This window comes from Haladaptatus sp. CMSO5, assembly GCF_036689885.1.
GTDB lineage: Archaea > Halobacteriota > Halobacteria > Halobacteriales > Halococcaceae > QDMS2.
Map to the genome: position 1 here is coordinate 995,990 of NZ_JBAHVW010000001.1, position 15,539 is coordinate 1,011,528.

Sequence of the window (15,539 nt, forward strand, 5' to 3'; positions counted from 1 at the left end):
AAGAAGTTGACCGTTGGTATGTTACACGCGAACCGAGGAAAATTTAGCATAGTAAATCGGCCGTCTGAGGTCCCTACTCTTGCGTCTGACGCTCGTCTCTGTCAAAGAGTAACTTGAATAAGGTCCGCTCACCGGCGCGAATATGTCGGTTGACGGTCGGTTGTGTCACGCCGAGTATCTCTGCGACTTCCTGACCATTACTCCGGCGTGGCCATTCGAAAAAGCCGCTGAAATACGCCGTTTTGATGACCTCTTCTTGGCGTTTTGTGAGCCGGTTTCGCACCTCGTTTTCGAACTCTTGTTGGGTCATCACGGGAGTGTCGAACTCTCGACGCGCATTGAGCGTGACGTGCCCAAACGTCGATTCGAGGTGGGCGACGAACTGGCGGACGTCCGTGCTCTGTGGCACTCTGACTTTCAACTCCGCCGCCCGATCTTCGACCGAGAGCCGGTCGAGACTCGCCCCCCGTTCGATGAGCGTCGAGATGAACGTCGAACTCTCGATGGTACACTCACAGAGACACTCGCCGTCCGACTCTGCGATGAGCGTGAACTGACTGACTGCAGCCGATTGCTCTGCGTGCGTCCGAATTACGTCGGGGGCAATTCCCCGCACGTTGAAAAACAGGTGCATGTTTCCGTCGAGTCGTCGCACGGCGTTTTTCAGCGTGAACTGGCCCTGCGAGCCGTCGATGAAGCCGAGGATTGGCGTTTCGAGGTTTGCGATGGTGAAGTCGAGTTCGACCGAACTCTCGCTTACGAGCGCGCGCTTTCGTTCGAGGGCGTTCATCGCATAGCCAATCGACTGGCCGAGTTCTCCGAGTACGGACAGCTCCATCTCCTCGAACACGAGTGGTTTCGTTGAATACAGGTTCAACACGCCGTACACTGTGTCTCTGTAGACAATGGGGACGGCTGCACTCGCCCGGAAGCCACGCGAAAGCGCCTCTTCGCGCCACGGCTCTGCGACCGCGTCGGTCAAGATATTGTTCTGGACCTGTGGCTCTCTGGTTTCGATGGCCCGCCTTGCAGGCCCGCGACTCGTCTCCGTGCCGTCGGTCGTGATGGTGATGTGGTCGAGATAGTCGTCGCCAGCGCCCGCAGAGCTAACCGGCGTAACCGCCTCCGTCGTCGGATTCGTGTGGCCAATCCAGACGAACGCAAACGGGTCTATGTCCGCCAACTTCTCACAGACGAGGGCTTCGATTTCCTCTTGGGTGTCCGCTTGAATCAGCACCTTCGTGATGTCGCGGATGGCTCGATTGATGCGGTTTACCCGGTTGAGTCGCTTGTTTTTCTGTTCGAGGCGGTCGCGCTGGTTGCGCAGGTCTGCTTCCCGGGCGGCGCGATTGAGCGACGAGCGCGCGTTCGAACAGAGCATCCCGGTGAGCAACAGGTCTGTCTCGCGAAACGCCTCCTTCTCGGGCGAGCACGTCACGAACACGCCGAACTCGCCAAGCGGGAAGATGCCCACACACTGGACGCTCGCGTTCTCCTCGGTGGGGGCGGAGAACTCGGATAAGACGGTCGCTTCGTCGCGGATGAACACCTCCCACACCGGGCTGTCGCCAACCTCCCCGAGCAACGGCGAGTCGACGAGCGCGGCCGCCCCGTTTGTCTGGGCGGCGAGTGTGAGGTCGCCTTCTGCTTCGTCGTACTCTAAGATGTAGGTGTAGGGGAGGTCGAGGACGTCTGTGGCCGCTTCGACCACGATTGAACAGACCTCGGAGGCGGTCTTCGCTTCGGGGAGCCGTTGGGCTTTTTCGTTCAACGCTTCGAAGCGCGTCTCGCGCTGTTTCGTCTCGGTGATATCTTCGAACGTGAAGATACCGCGCATCGCATCGCCGTCTTCAACGCGCGTCCGCGAGCCGTTTATCGACAGCCACACCCAACTGCCGTCGGGCCGGGTGACGCCCAACTCGAAGTCGTAGACGGTGGCTCCCGATTCGAGCACTTTCGTGAACGGGAGTTCGTCGATAGCAAGCGGTTCGCCGTTGCCGTCGGTAAACGCAAAGTCGGGTGGGGAGTTTCGCAACTTGTCGCGCGAGACGCCTGCAATCTCCACCGCGCGGTCGTTTATGTGTTCGATTTCCCCCGCTTCGTCGAGAATCATGATGCCGACCGGCGCGGTGTCGATGACCTGTTGGTTGAGGTTGCGCTGGGTGCGCAACTCGTCTTGGAGGCGTCGTTCTTCGCTGATGTCGAGTCCCTCTGCGACGATGCCGGTCACGGTATCGCCAACGAACACCGGCCGCGCTTGGAAATCGACGGCGACGGTGGTGCCATCAGACCGTTTGTACGTGACTTCGAACTTGCTGTACTCGCCGTCTGCAACGCGCTCGAGTTCGCCTTTTAGCTGCGCTTGGAGTTCCGCAGAGTGAGACCACCACGGGCAGTCCCAGAACTGCTTGCCAACCACGTCCTCTAAGGCAACGCTCGCCACGTCGAGGGCGGGCTGGTTTGCGTTGTACACCGTCCCATCCGGCCCGAGCAGGGCGAAAAACGTAAACGGGTCGTTGAACACCGCCTCGAACTGGCGTTTTCGCTTTCGCCGCAACTGCTCTGCCTGTTTTCGGTCTGCGATGTCGCGGATAACGCCCGTGAAATACCGGGTTCCATCCTGCGTAAACTCGGAAAACGAGACGCCAAACGGCACGTCGCTGCCGTCTTTGTGCACGCCGGGGAGTTCTGCGTAACTCCAGTCGAAATGGCGTTCGTTCGTCTCGAGATAGCGGGCGACCGCGTCGTGGTGTTGGGCGGCGAGGCTGTCGCTCATCAGTACCGCGAGCGATTCGCCGATGAGTTCTGCTGGTTTGTAGCCAAACAGCGCTTCGACCGCCGGATTCACGAACTGGATGATGCTGTCGGTGTCGATGGTGATGATGCAGTCTGCAGTGGATTCGACGATTGCTGCGAGGTGGGCGTCGTCGCGCGTCTTGAGGCGTGGTTCGCGTGGCTCGGTAGCGCAGACTTGCCGGAGTGTTTCGATGAGAATTTGCTCACTCTGTGGCGTTTGCTGGATGACCGCCGTCGCGCCCGCCCCATAGGCGTCAGCGATGGCGTCCGGAGATGGTGGGTCGTCGTAAACGAGAACTGGCACGTTTGCGGCGAATTCACAGAGCGCGTCACAGGTGTCGAAATCCGCGATAATAGCGTGGACGGTGTCTGTCGCAAGTCGAGTGCGACACTGTTCGAGACTGTCAAGATACTCAATACAAATGTCAACGGCGTTCGCCGCGAGCGAGCGGCGTGCCTCTGGCGACGGCGAACACCCTGTAACATACAGAATCTGTGACTGTGTTGACATTGTGGTTGAGTGCGTTACTAATTTCTCACCCTACCACTGTAAAAAACCGATGTGCTATTTCAGTCAGTCCCCTAGAATGTTCGGCCACGAAGTACGACAGTCGTCTTCTTCGTGCTCCATCCAGAAGCGTGATCCTCGTCTGCCACGGCGTCGGGCGTTACTTGAGCGACACTGTCGATTGCGACGTTTCTCCGTTCGTATCGAGTAGCGACATCCGCCGTTTCCGGAGCGTGTTTCTGAACATCTCCTTTGCTTCGATACGGTCTGCTTCCCACGCTCTAATGCGCTCATCGGGGATGTACTGACAGTGGTGAAAGCGTAGTTCGACACGACTCAATGCGTTGATGAAACTGTCGAGAAACTCGGCGACAACCGCGTAATCGGGATCGTGTTCGAGCAACGCTTTGACCGTTCGATGCCATTGCAAGAACAGTTTGTATAACTCGGGATAGTCATCTGCTGGGTAGGTGGCTTCCAAGCGGTCGAGCGCCGTTTCAACGACGCGACGGGTCGATTTGAGCCCCGGCTCGAAATCACCGAGGGTGGATTGTTGGTTGTAATCCGTCCGGTCGAGCCAGCGTCTGAGCGCATCAAGCGTTCGAATGAATTCGTTTGGTGCGAGGTGGTCGAACTGAAACTGCGTGATTTCGTCGGTGTTTTTCTGCCCTAACTGTTCGACCGTCCAGTCGATTGCGTCGTCGATTGCCGCTTTGGTGGACGCAGATGCGGCGAACTCCCACTCGCTGAGTCCGTTCACGGGAATGTACTCTTGGCCGTTCCAGTATTTCGCTGCGGGTGCGTGGTAGAAATCGCCGTTGAGCGCGTGTTCGTCGAGTGCTTCGCCGTAGATGTACCAATAGCGCGGCAACTCAATCTCCACACCGAGGGTATTTTGGAGATAATGGTCTGTGATACAACTCAACTTGAGGAATTTTGACCGAGAGATACTGGTCGTATTCACTTCTTCCAGTGCCACCAGCAGGTGGTAACACAGGTATTCGCGTGACCCTAATTGTGGTTGTCCGGTCGTCATGGAGCCTGGTGTCTTCGCTCGGTCAAGGCTTTGGTTCGCATTGGATATCACACTCGGTCGACCGTGTTCGATTCTGTGCCCGGGTCTGTTAGGGTGAGGTCACTCGCGTCAAGCCGTCCAGAGAGATAGTCTGCCCCGAGTTCGGTCAGTGCGTACGCGGCATCGAAGCCGTCGTATTCGAGTAGTCCCGCTCGCCAGAGCAGTTCCAATCGCTGTTCGAGATAGTCGAGCGGATAGTTCAAATCACCGCCCGTCTCTGCCAGTTCGGTTCGAAGCGTTCGGGCGCGGTGTGCGCCACTCGCTTCGAGAAATTCTAGGATTCGGTCGTCAGGTTGCGCCATCCATTGGGCATGTCTTCGCATGAATTTTTCAGTCTTGCATCTCCCACTCTGTTTCTTGTCGCCGGTGCATCTCATTCGATTGTTTCTCCGCGTTCGTCTTTTCCTCCTCATGTGGCCCGTCCGCCGAGCGTATGCTGTGTGTCTGACTAATGTGTGATTGACTACCGTAATATCTGTTTCCCATTTTGATATATCAATGACAGCAACTGTATGGATATGTATGTAGTAATATTGGTTTTGGCTTCGACATCCACCGTTCCGGTCGTCATCATTACGTAGTCGGGGCAACGTGGGCTCTCAAACCAATATCAATATTTTTACTGGTGTCCGGCCGTGCAGAGGATTGGTCGGGGATGGGAGAGTCTCAATTAACCACACGACGTGTAGGTAGGTACCGATGGACACTCACGAAGCGCCCACTCCATTGTCCGAGTCAGCAGACGCGTTCGACCAAGAACACGCTGTCACCCCCCTCGAACTGTTTTTCGACCTCGTGTTCGTCTTCTCGTTTACGCAGGTGACGAGCTTTCTCGCACATCACCTCACGTGGCCCGGACTGGTCCGTGGTGCGGCATTACTCGCCGTCCTCTGGTGGGCATGGGTCGGCTATTCGTGGCTCACGGGCGTCGTCGCCGCAGAGGACGAGTTGCCCGCCAGACTCGTGATTCTCACGGCGATGGCCGCGATGCTCATCGTCTCGCTCACTGTTCACACCGCGTTCGAGGAGGGCGCACTCGTGTTCGCCGTTGCCTACGTCGTCGTCTGGGTATTGCACGTCGTGCTCTACGCCGTCGCCTCACCGCCCGAAACGCGAGACGCCGTCCTCCGAGTTTCTCCGGGATTTCTCGGCAGCCCGGCGTTGCTCGTCCTCGCCGCCTACGAAACGCTGTGGTCGGAACACCGTCGATACCTCCGGACTGGTGGGCACAGCGTGCGTTAACCCAAGGAAACGTGTCCGTCGCCGTTGCCTATTCGTTCATAGTTGGTCTTTCCACGGCCAGTCTCGCTGCTCGCCCCACGGCCATGTGTAGGTCGCTTTCATCCCGGCATCGAACCGCTGTTCGATGGAGTCCTGTTTTATCTCCGTCGCAGAGACGTGTGGAGTTTCAATCGAGGATTCTGCGAGCCGTGCGACACCCGCCGCACACAGAATCGAGAGGTCGCGGAGGTCTCGCACGTCGAGTTTGTCGAGCGTATCGCCGTGGGTGTGACCCCAGCCGCGCCCGCTCTCTTTCGCTGACGACCGACCTTGGACGCCCGCGACGCCCTGTTGGACGAACGGCCAGTGGTCGCTGTGCGGTCTCAGGCCCTCCTCGATTTTAATGGGGATGTCGTACTCTGCTTCGACGGCTTCGAACGTTTCACCAATCGTCTCGAACCCGTGGGTGTGGATTTCGAGATTGCGCGAATAGCCCGCGCCGTCCATGTTGACGATACACTTAACGGAGTCGAGGTCGTGGGTGTGCGTCCAGTAGTACGACCCGTATAGGCCCGTCTCCTCTGCGCCGAACACGATGAGTCTGACCCGCGTTTCGAGGTCGTCTTCGAGTTGCGCGAGGATGCGACCGACTTCGACGACCAACGCCGTCCCGAAACCGTTGTCGTTCGCGGCCGTGCCGACGTCGTGTCCGTCTACGTGCGCGGTGTACAGCACTTCTTCGTCGGTCTCCGGGCCAACAACCGCCTCGATATTTCGAGAGGTTGTCCGTCCGTTTTCACACGCAACGTCGAGCGAGACTTCGACCGAGCCGTTCTTGCAGTAGCGTTTGAGTCGCGCACCGACTTCCCTGCTCACGCCAACGGCGGGAATCGGACCGGGACCGTTCGTCACTCCTATGCTCCCGGTTGGCGGGAGCGCACCCTCGATATGGTTGCAGAACACGAATCCGACCGCCCCGTTCTCTGCGGCGTAGTGGTACTTCTCAGACCGGTGTACCCACCGTCCGTACTCATCTGGTGTGAGGCTGGACGCCATCACGACGCACCCGCTGAGGTCTACGTCTTCGAAGTCTTCGGGCAGCCCGTAGCCCATATCGACGAGCTCTCCAGACACGTCACCCGAGGGCGTACCGGGGAGTTCAACGAGTTCGTGCGACCGGCGAAACGTCGTTTTCCGGTCGCCGTGTTCGACGGCCAATGCCGCTTCGCCTCGCCACCAGCCCGGAATGGGGAACTCGGTGAAGGTGACATCGTTGAGTCCGACTTCCTCGAACGCCTCGGCAACGAGGGTTGCTGCATTGTGCTCGCCGTCCTGTCCGGGCATTCGGTTGTTGATATCTTCGAGTTCTGCAAGCAGCTCCCAGCCTACGCTACTTCGGTACGTTTCACCGACGACGGTATCAGAAAGCCTCGTCATTCGTATGCAGTGTGAGACACGGTGACAATAGTGTTGTGGTCGGATAAAAAACAAATAATAATTATCTAAAAATATAGTTATTTTCTACTTTTTGCTTCATGTAAAGAGCTATATCCGGTTACCTAGTGATAACCTAACGTATGTCATCTAATAACGGGCCTCTCAATCGGCGTAGTTTTATTAAAGCGACGTCGATGGGCGGGCTTGTCGGATTAACCGCACTCGCGGGCTGTACCGGAGGAGGCGAGGAAGAGACGGACGAAGGAGAAAACAACGCAGGGCCAGGCTCGGGGCTTGAAACGTACACCTACGTCAATAACTCCCAGAGTTACAACCCACCACGCCACGACGCGATTAATCTCATCGCCCGACAGTTCAACGACCTTGGGCTTGATGTCGAAGTCGATGTGCTTGAATGGGGGACGCTGTACAATCGGGTGTCTGTCGAGTACGACTACAGTTTCTCGACGTGGCACACGTTCTTCACCGTCGATCCGGTGCTTGAACTGAGTAACACGATGCACTCGTCGAACACCGAGTCTGGGATGGGTAACTACGCGGGCTATGAGAACCCAGACATCGACTCGTTGCTCGACGACTACATGAGCCAACCCGACTCGGACGCACGCATTGAGACGGCTCACGAGGTTCAGAAGACGCTCATGGAAGACGTTCCCCAGATGCCGATTACGCACATGCCAGCCGCGGCCGTCTACAACCAAAACCAGACGGGCAACTGGCAGCCAGACCTCGCACAGGGGTTCAACTCCTACTGGACGATGATTAACCTGGAGATGAAAAACGGCGAGACGACCCTGAAGGGCTACTGGCCGGAAACGCTCTCTACGATGAACGTCCTCGGGCACAACGACGAGAACAAACACACCTATCAGTTTACGGTGATGTACGACACGCTGTTGCGCCTCGACAACGAGGGCAATCTCAATTCGGATGTCAGTCTCGCCACCGACTGGAATCGGGTGGATGAGACTACGATGGAGTACACCATCCGTACCGACCACTCGTGGCATGACGGCGAATCGCTCACCGCAGAAGACGTTGCCTTTACGTACAACTACCTCGCAGAGAAGGAGATTCCCGTGTACTCCGTCCAAGCAGAGTACATCAAGGGCGCAGAAGTCGTCGATGAGAGCACGGTTCGCATCAACATGGCGAAACCACTCGGCCCGTTCAACACGCTCGTCGGGACGCAGATACCAATCATCCCACAGCACAAGTGGGAGAGCAGAGACAACCCAAGCCAGGCGAACGTGGAACAACCGGTCGGCAGTGGCCCGCTCAAGTTCGATTACTGGAACAAAGGCAGCGAGTTCGGTCTCGCAAAGAACGAAGATCACTTCGCCCCGGTTGCCTTCGAAAAGCGCTTCTGGCGCGTCATCCCCGAGGCCTCGACGGTCTGGGAACTACTCAAGAGCGGCGAACTCAACTACGAACCGTTCGGCCGCATCGACCGGTCGCTCAACGAGAACCAAGACCACGAAGCGATTGGCACCAAATTCCAGCCCGCAACGTCGTTCTGGCACTTCACGCCAAACGAGCGAAAGAAGGGCCTCGACGACCCCGTCCTCCGCCAGGCGCTGGTCAACACCATCCCCCGGACGGCCATCGTTGACCAGATTCTGTTTGGCTTCCCGAACAAGGGAGAGAACATCGTTTCGACCGCATTCGGTCCGCTCCACACTGACGACGTTGCAACCTACGAAGAAAGCAAAGACAAAGCAAAGAGTCGCCTGAAAGAGGCTGGCTACAGCTGGAACGACAAGGGAATGATCGTCGCACCGGACGGGAGCTAACCCCGAAGCGAGTCGCATCGACTTCTCACCACTAATCACAACGCTATACATTATGGGAAAGGCCAGTTTCATACTCAGACGTTCGTTACAACTCCTCGTCACGTTCTGGGCAGTGGGGACCGTGTTGTTCTTCCTGTTCAGACTGATGCCGGGCAATCCGACTTCGTTCGTTATCTCACCGCAGATGACGCCCGAAGCGAGACAGCAAGTCATCGCCAGCTATGGCTTAGACCAGCCGATGCACATCCAGTATATCAAGTTCTTACAGAACGCGCTGACGCTCGATTTCGGGCAGTCGTTCCACTCGAACGCGCCCGTTCAAGACGTTATCTGGACGTATCTGCCGAACACGCTCGTGTTGATGCTCACGGCGTTCGTCATCGCCTACACCTTCGGTATCACCCTCGGCGTGCTCGCCGGCTGGTATCGCGGCTCCGTCTTCGAGCGGAGCACCGTTATCACCGCACTGCTCGCACGCAGCGTCCCGAGCTTCTGGGTGGGCCTCATCGTCCTCTGGATTTTCGGCGCGCACTTCAACCTCATCCCAATGGAGGGGATGACCACCGCAGGAACCAATTACGATGGCTTCCTCGACATGGTCACGTCGGTTGATTTCCTCACTCACCTCGCGGCTCCGGCGCTCGTCCTTGCCTACTACTTCATGGGCTATCCGCTGCTCATCATGCGCTCGTCGATGCTCGAAGTCCTCTCAGAGGACTTCATCGACGTGTGTCGCGCAAAGGGCCTGAAAGAACGCACCATCATGTTCAAACACGCCGCACGCAACGCCCTCTTGCCAATCGTCACGGCCGCGGCGATTGCGCTTGGCTACGCCGTTGGCGGGAGCGTGCTCATCGAGACCGTGTTCGCGTGGCCCGGCATCGGCCGAGAGATGGTGCGCGCGGTCTTGCGCCGTGATTTCCCCGTCGCACAGGGGACGTTCATGGTGCTCGCGGCAACCATCATCATCCTGAACTTCGTCGCTGACCTTGCCTACGGCTACCTCGACCCACGGGTGACTTACGACTAACATGACCGAAGACACTAGCTCGAAGTCGATTTTCGATGACCTCGGCGACGACAATTCGCACACCGAGTTCAACAAGTGGGAACGCACGACGCGCCTTTGGAAAGAGACGTTGCGCGAGCACTGGTCACTGCTGACCAAAGACCTCTTGGTGCGCCTCTCGATGCTGATGGTGGGGCTGTTCATCCTCATCGCAATTCTCGCACCGGTGATTGCGCCGTACCCACCGCTCGAACGGCAGTATCAAACCTCGGATGATATCCTCATCCAGAAGTGGGCAGAACCCTCGTTCCTGGGCGGCGACGGCGGCTACCTCCTCGGCACGACCGCAGAGGGGTTCGACATCTTTAGCCAACTCATCTACGGAACCCGGGCTGCACTCCTGGTCGGCCTTGTCGCAGCAGTGTTCACCGCTGGTATCGGCACACTCGTTGGCTTGGTCGCGGGTTACTACGGCGGCGCGATCGATGACGCGTTAATGCGCCTCGTGGACTTTCTCTACGGGATGCCGCTGTTGCCGACGGTAATCATCCTTGTCGCCCTGCTCGGCCCGAGCCTCTGGAACATCATCCTCGCGGTGATTATCCTCCAGTGGCGGGCAACGGCCCGCGTCATCCGGTCGCAGGCGCTCTCGTTGCGTGAACGACCGTTCGTGAAAGCCGCGCGTGTTGCGGGGGCGAGCGACTGGCACATCATCAGCCGCCACCTCGCACCGAACGTGTTGCCGATGTCGTTTCTCTACGGGTCGTTCGCCATCGCGTGGGCGATTCTCACCGAAGCAGGAGTCTCCTTTATCGGTCTTGGTGACCCCAACTCGGTGTCGTGGGGGACGATGTTGCAAGCCTCACGCGCCTACTCCGCACTCTCGTTTGGTGCGTGGTGGTGGTTCGTCCCACCAGGCATCTGTATCGGACTGCTCGTCATTAGCGGCTTCCTGATTGGCCGTGGCTACGAAGAAATCACTAACCCCAAACTACAATGAGTCTACTCGAAGTCGACGGATTAGAAGTGTATTACGAAACGGAAGACGGCCCGGCAAAGGCCGTAGACGATGTCTCGTTCACCTTAGAAGAAGGTGAGAATCTCGGCATTGTCGGCGAGTCCGGGTGTGGCAAGACGACGCTCGCAAAGGCGATTATCGGCATCCTCCCCGACGCCGGCTACGTAAATGGCGGGAGCATCGAATTCAAGGGCGATGACCTGACTACGATGACCGGCGAACAGCGTCGTCGTCTCAAGTGGGAAGAAATCTCGATGATTGCCCAGTCTGCGATGAACTCGCTGAACCCAGTGTACACCATCCGCGAGCAAATCGTGGAAGCCATCGAAACCCACCGTCCGGGGACGGGTCGCGTTGAGTCCACCGAAATCGTCACCGAAATGTTCGAACTTGTGGGCCTAGACCCAGACCGCGCAGACGACTATCCTCACCAGTTTTCGGGCGGGATGCGTCAGCGAGCAATGATTGCGATGGCGCTCGCGCTTGAACCGTCGCTGATTCTGGCAGACGAGCCAACGACGGCGTTGGACGTCATCATGCAAGACCAGATCTTAAAACGCATCAGCCAGATTCAAGACGAGGTCAACTCCTCGATGCTCGTCATCACCCACGACGTGAGCGTGGTCGCAGAGACGTGTGACCGCGTCCTCGTCATGTACGCCGGAAAAGTCGCAGAGATAGGCCCTGTAGACGAGATATTCAATCAACCGTACCACCCCTACACCATCGGCCTCAAGCGTGCGTTTCCAAACATCCGGAAGACCGACCAAGACCTGCTCTCCATCAAGGGCTATCCGCCTGAACTCGTTGACCCACCCGAAGGCTGTCGATTCGCAGAGCGGTGTCCGCTCGCCACTGAGAAGTGTCGCCACGAAGAACCGGAGGCACACTTCAACAATGGCCTCCGGTCGTATTGCCACTACGCAGACGACATCGACACGGAACTCAGGCCGGTCGCAGACAGTCCCATGACGTGGGAACAGACGGCCGCTGCCCAGCAAACGGGAGGTGACTGAGATGGCGAGTTCCACCGACGATCCGCTGTTGCGCGTCGAAAATCTGGAAAAGCACTTCAAGGTCGATAGTGGCTGGATTGCGAGTATCATCCAGTCGGTGTCCGGCGGCGACCCAGACTTCGTCCACGCAGTCGATGGCGTGACGTTCGACCTCAAACGGGGCGAAACGCTCGGTCTCGCTGGGGAATCTGGCTGTGGGAAGACGACCACGGGGATGTCACTCGTGAAACTTCACGAGCCAACGGGTGGCGACATCACCTACAACGGGCAGGCGCTCTCTGAAGCGGACGACACGGAACTCAAGAAGTTCCGGCAGAACGCCCAGATGATTTTCCAAGACCCGTTCGAGAGTCTGAATCCACGGATGACGGTGTACGACACCGTCGCAGAGCCACTCCGCATTCACGACATCGGGAACGAGACGGCACGGGTCGCGCGCGCCCTTGAGTTCGCAGAACTTCTGCCACCGGAGCAGTACTTCGACCAGTACCCCCACGAACTCTCAGGCGGCCAGCGCCAGCGCGTTGCGATTGCGCGGGCACTCGTCCTCGACCCCGATTTCATCGTGGCCGATGAACCCGTGTCGATGCTCGACGTGAGTCTTCGCGCGGGCGTTCTCTCGCTGCTCGAACGCATGACCGACGAGTACGGCCTCTCAGTCGTCTACATCAGCCACGACCTCTCGTTACTGCGCCACATGTGCGACCGCCTCGCCATCATGTACATGGGGAAAATCGTCGAGAAAGGGCCGACAGACGAAATCATCGAGAACCCACAGCACCCCTACACGCAGGCACTCATCAACGCGGTTCCCGTCCCCGAACCGAACGTGGGTCGCGAGCGCGTCGAACTGCAGGGTGAAGTCGGCGACGTTATCGACGTTCCGAGCGGGTGTCGGTTCAAATCGCGCTGCCCCGACTACATCGGCGGCGTCTGTGACAAGGTTACCCCACCGCTCGAACAGAAAGTCGACATCGATAGCGAGGTTGGCGTTGCCTGCCATCTCTACGAGAGCGCAACGGACTACGACCCGTACGATACTATTGAGGAAACACGCGAGCAAGAACAGTCCCAGTCTGACCCGTCGAGCTAGCGATTTTCTCCCGCGAGGTCGTGGCTGAGACACAAAGCGTATACCACCACCTCTTCTCGCCTGAACCATGCCAGGTGCACGCGTCACAAGCGGCGAGCGGGTCACACTTCGGACGGCCGAAGCCGAAGACATCCCCTTTCTCCAGCGCGCAGGTGCCGACCCGGAACTTCGGTATTCGCTTGGTCACAAGGTGAAAAACCAGGGCCAGTACGAAATCTCGGCCAATCGAAACGGCCCGGATACGCTCATTGTTTGTCTCGAAAATGAGGAGCACGCGGACGGCATCACTCGAATCGGACAAGTCGCGGTCATGGATGGCCACTACAAACGCCCGGAACTCGGCTACTGGCTCGTCCCCGAGGTACACGGTGAGGGCTACGGCAAAGAGTCCGTCTCGCTCGTCATCGACTACGTCTTTCGCTCGTACAACACCCCGGCGATTGGCGCGCAAGCGTTCGACTTCAACGAGGCGTCGCGCGGCCTCTTAGCATCGCTTGGCTTCACCGAAGAAGGGCGAAAACGCCAGTTCATGTTCGTCGATGGTGCCCACCGCGATATGGTCCAGTACGGACTGCTCCGCGAGGAGTGGGAAGACGCATAACCCGGGTCGATTTCTCGTTTCAAATGCAATCTTTCGTCACCATCTCCCGACCTCGAGTGGCATATGCTGTCACGCAGACACAAACGTAACAGAAATGCGAGTATTTTACGCCGTGTGTATGAGTGATTCTGCTTTCGAAACCTGTTAGATACAAGAAAATTCATCCAGAACGTCTCGTAGAAACTCGGGTAGAGTGCTGTCATAACGCTCAAAATCCCGTCTCAGCCAAAACCGTGCCCGTTATGTACTGGTGGTTCTGAACGGAGGTGTGAATACTTCCGAATCTCCACCCAAACAAACCCAAAAACTGACAAGTCGCGGATTTCGAATCACCGTCGATGAGGGTCGAGAGTCGTTTTTTGCCATCTGTATCGAGGAAGCAGACAGTGAGACGGCATGGATAATGTCGGACACTGTGACCTCCCTCGAAGAGATGCAATAACTCGCTTACGCTTATCGCTTTTCGAGCGTGACATGCACCCGAAGGCCCGGTGCTGTCACCGCCCACGGAAGTCGAGATTTGTGCTTTACTGCGACACCCGTTGTCGTCGCTCTGACGCTCCCAAGCGCGTCAATCTGCGTGAGCGTTTCCGGATCAAAGTTGAGCGTGACGTTCTCGATGCGACCTGCATGTTCGCCCTCGACCAGCCGATATCCTTCTGCAATCGGAAGCCTTGCCAGCCCTCGCTTCGGTCGGTCGGTGGTTTTTCGGTCGATGTCTTTCGCATAGGAAACGCTCGGGGGCATGACACCGGGGCGTTGGACGCATTCGAGTTCGTCGCATAACAATGGGTCGCCAAAGCACTCGACGAGCACGTCAGCCTCCACGCGAAGCGCGGCTGTTTCCGTTACTCCGGGCGTGACGTCGAGGTGTCGAGCGTGAATCCGTGGTGGGTGTTCAAATCCGAGACTCGGAACAGCATTTCCAGCCGGGAACGTTTCGGCCTCTGCGGCGCTCGTCGTGTTGTGGAGGGCTCGAACGAGGCGACCGTTTTCGACGAGTTGAACGGGCGATTGAGGTCTGCCTTCGAAGTCGTAGCTCCGGGCGGCCCATGACCCGGCGTGAACCGTATCTTCGATTTCGAGGGCTTCTGGGCCAATCGTGTCACCGACTGCGTAGGGGCTGAGCCCCATGAGTCCCATGTCGGCTTCGAAATACCGCGAGACGAAGTGGAACAGTTGGCCTGCGGCGCGCGGAGTCAGTGCCACGGTCGTTTCTCCAAGTGGCGTGGAGGCCTCCGTCGCCGCTTCCAGCGTGCGGGCGTCGGCTGCGAGTGAAGTGAATGTCTCTTCTAAGTCATCCAAAAACGGTGCGCCACGGGTCGAACCAGCGTGGCGTTTTACCTTCGAACCATCGCGGAGCGTGAGAATGACGGTCAGTTGGGCACGGTCGAGCGTTGTCTGGAGAGTACTCCCTGTCGTTGTTGCGAGCGTTGTCTCGATATGAGCGTCGGCATAGTTGACCCACTTGTGCGAACAGTCGATATTGGCCGTCTCATTGAGTCCAGCTTCGATTGCAGCGACCTTTTTCGACACGTCAACGTCGTCGATTCGTTCCGTGGCCCAGCCGCCATGGACGCCTTGGTGTGTGGTGTACGCGTCGAACCGCCCTGGGTCGCGTTGGGCGAGCACCTCTCCGCTTCGAATCGCCCGGTCTGCAACGTCAGCGAGGCTGTCCTCATCGAGTGCCGTCGTGTACCGATAGTCTGCCGCACCGTCTGCGAACACGCGAAAGCAGACGCCAGTTTCTGTAAACGGCGTCGCGTTCCGCGGGCCGTCTTCGGTCACGACGATGTCGGTTTTTGCTTGCGCGATTGCGCTGACCTCCGCGTACGCCACGGCCTCGTCGGATTCGAAGCGGTCGAGCAACCACTCCATCGCCTCCATGAGGTTGTCCCGTTCTACATCCATACGCTGTGCTACAGAATCACTACGCATGAACTTCCCGACC

Annotated in this window: 12 protein-coding genes; 7 read left to right on the forward strand and 5 right to left on the reverse strand. The window is 58.0% G+C overall.

The annotated features are described in order from the left end of the window. Positions 1-73: 73 nt before the first annotated feature. The 3 genes from V5N12_RS05325 to V5N12_RS05335 all read right to left on the reverse strand — a co-directional run bounded on the left by V5N12_RS05325 (position 74) and on the right by V5N12_RS05335 (position 4,681). A complete protein-coding gene (locus tag V5N12_RS05325; protein ID WP_332898113.1) occupies positions 74-3,307 on the reverse strand; it encodes a PAS domain S-box protein in 3,234 nt (1,077 codons plus the stop codon). 157 nt (positions 3,308-3,464) lie between these two features. Further along, positions 3,465-4,187: a hypothetical protein gene (locus V5N12_RS05330; protein WP_332898114.1), complete on the reverse strand. Its 723-nt coding sequence runs from the start codon at positions 4,185-4,187 to the stop codon at positions 3,465-3,467. 200 nt (positions 4,188-4,387) lie between these two features. Beyond that, positions 4,388-4,681, reverse strand: coding sequence for a hypothetical protein (locus V5N12_RS05335; protein ID WP_332898115.1), 294 nt, complete (start codon positions 4,679-4,681; stop codon positions 4,388-4,390). A gap of 397 nt (positions 4,682-5,078) precedes the next feature. Here V5N12_RS05335 and V5N12_RS05340 point away from each other — a divergent pair, with 397 nt between their 5' ends. After that, positions 5,079-5,621: a low temperature requirement protein A gene (locus V5N12_RS05340; protein WP_332898116.1), complete on the forward strand. Its 543-nt coding sequence runs from the start codon at positions 5,079-5,081 to the stop codon at positions 5,619-5,621. Positions 5,622-5,657: 36 nt separating this feature from the next. Here the strand turns inward: V5N12_RS05340 and V5N12_RS05345 are convergent, their stop codons facing one another. Then, on the reverse strand, positions 5,658-7,037 hold the full coding sequence (locus tag V5N12_RS05345) for a M28 family metallopeptidase (RefSeq protein WP_332898117.1): 1,380 nt from the start codon (positions 7,035-7,037) through the stop codon (positions 5,658-5,660). Between the two features lie 194 nt (positions 7,038-7,231). Between V5N12_RS05345 and V5N12_RS05350 the strand changes: the two genes are divergently transcribed. The 6 genes from V5N12_RS05350 (at position 7,232) to V5N12_RS05375 (ending at position 13,588) form a co-directional block, all read left to right on the forward strand. Further along, positions 7,232-8,851: an ABC transporter substrate-binding protein gene (locus V5N12_RS05350; RefSeq protein ID WP_332898118.1), complete on the forward strand. Its 1,620-nt coding sequence runs from the start codon at positions 7,232-7,234 to the stop codon at positions 8,849-8,851. A gap of 52 nt (positions 8,852-8,903) precedes the next feature. Next, positions 8,904-9,881: an ABC transporter permease gene (locus tag V5N12_RS05355; RefSeq protein WP_332898119.1), complete on the forward strand. Its 978-nt coding sequence runs from the start codon at positions 8,904-8,906 to the stop codon at positions 9,879-9,881. A 1-nt stretch (position 9,882) separates the two neighbouring features. After that, entirely contained in the window at positions 9,883-10,860 is a 978-nt protein-coding gene (locus tag V5N12_RS05360; protein WP_332898120.1) for an ABC transporter permease, read from the forward strand. Next, positions 10,857-11,894: an ABC transporter ATP-binding protein gene (locus tag V5N12_RS05365; protein ID WP_332898121.1), complete on the forward strand. Its 1,038-nt coding sequence runs from the start codon at positions 10,857-10,859 to the stop codon at positions 11,892-11,894. The genes V5N12_RS05360 and V5N12_RS05365 overlap by 4 nt, the downstream gene beginning before the upstream one ends. A gap of 1 nt (position 11,895) precedes the next feature. Continuing rightward, entirely contained in the window at positions 11,896-12,987 is a 1,092-nt protein-coding gene (locus tag V5N12_RS05370) for an ABC transporter ATP-binding protein (RefSeq protein WP_332898122.1), read from the forward strand. A gap of 67 nt (positions 12,988-13,054) precedes the next feature. Then, entirely contained in the window at positions 13,055-13,588 is a 534-nt protein-coding gene (locus V5N12_RS05375; protein ID WP_332898123.1) for a GNAT family N-acetyltransferase, read from the forward strand. A gap of 453 nt (positions 13,589-14,041) precedes the next feature. Here the strand turns inward: V5N12_RS05375 and V5N12_RS05380 are convergent, their stop codons facing one another. Continuing rightward, positions 14,042-15,499, reverse strand: a complete 1,458-nt coding sequence (locus V5N12_RS05380) for a metallopeptidase TldD-related protein (RefSeq protein WP_332898124.1) — start codon at positions 15,497-15,499, stop codon at positions 14,042-14,044. Positions 15,500-15,539 lie beyond the last annotated feature (40 nt).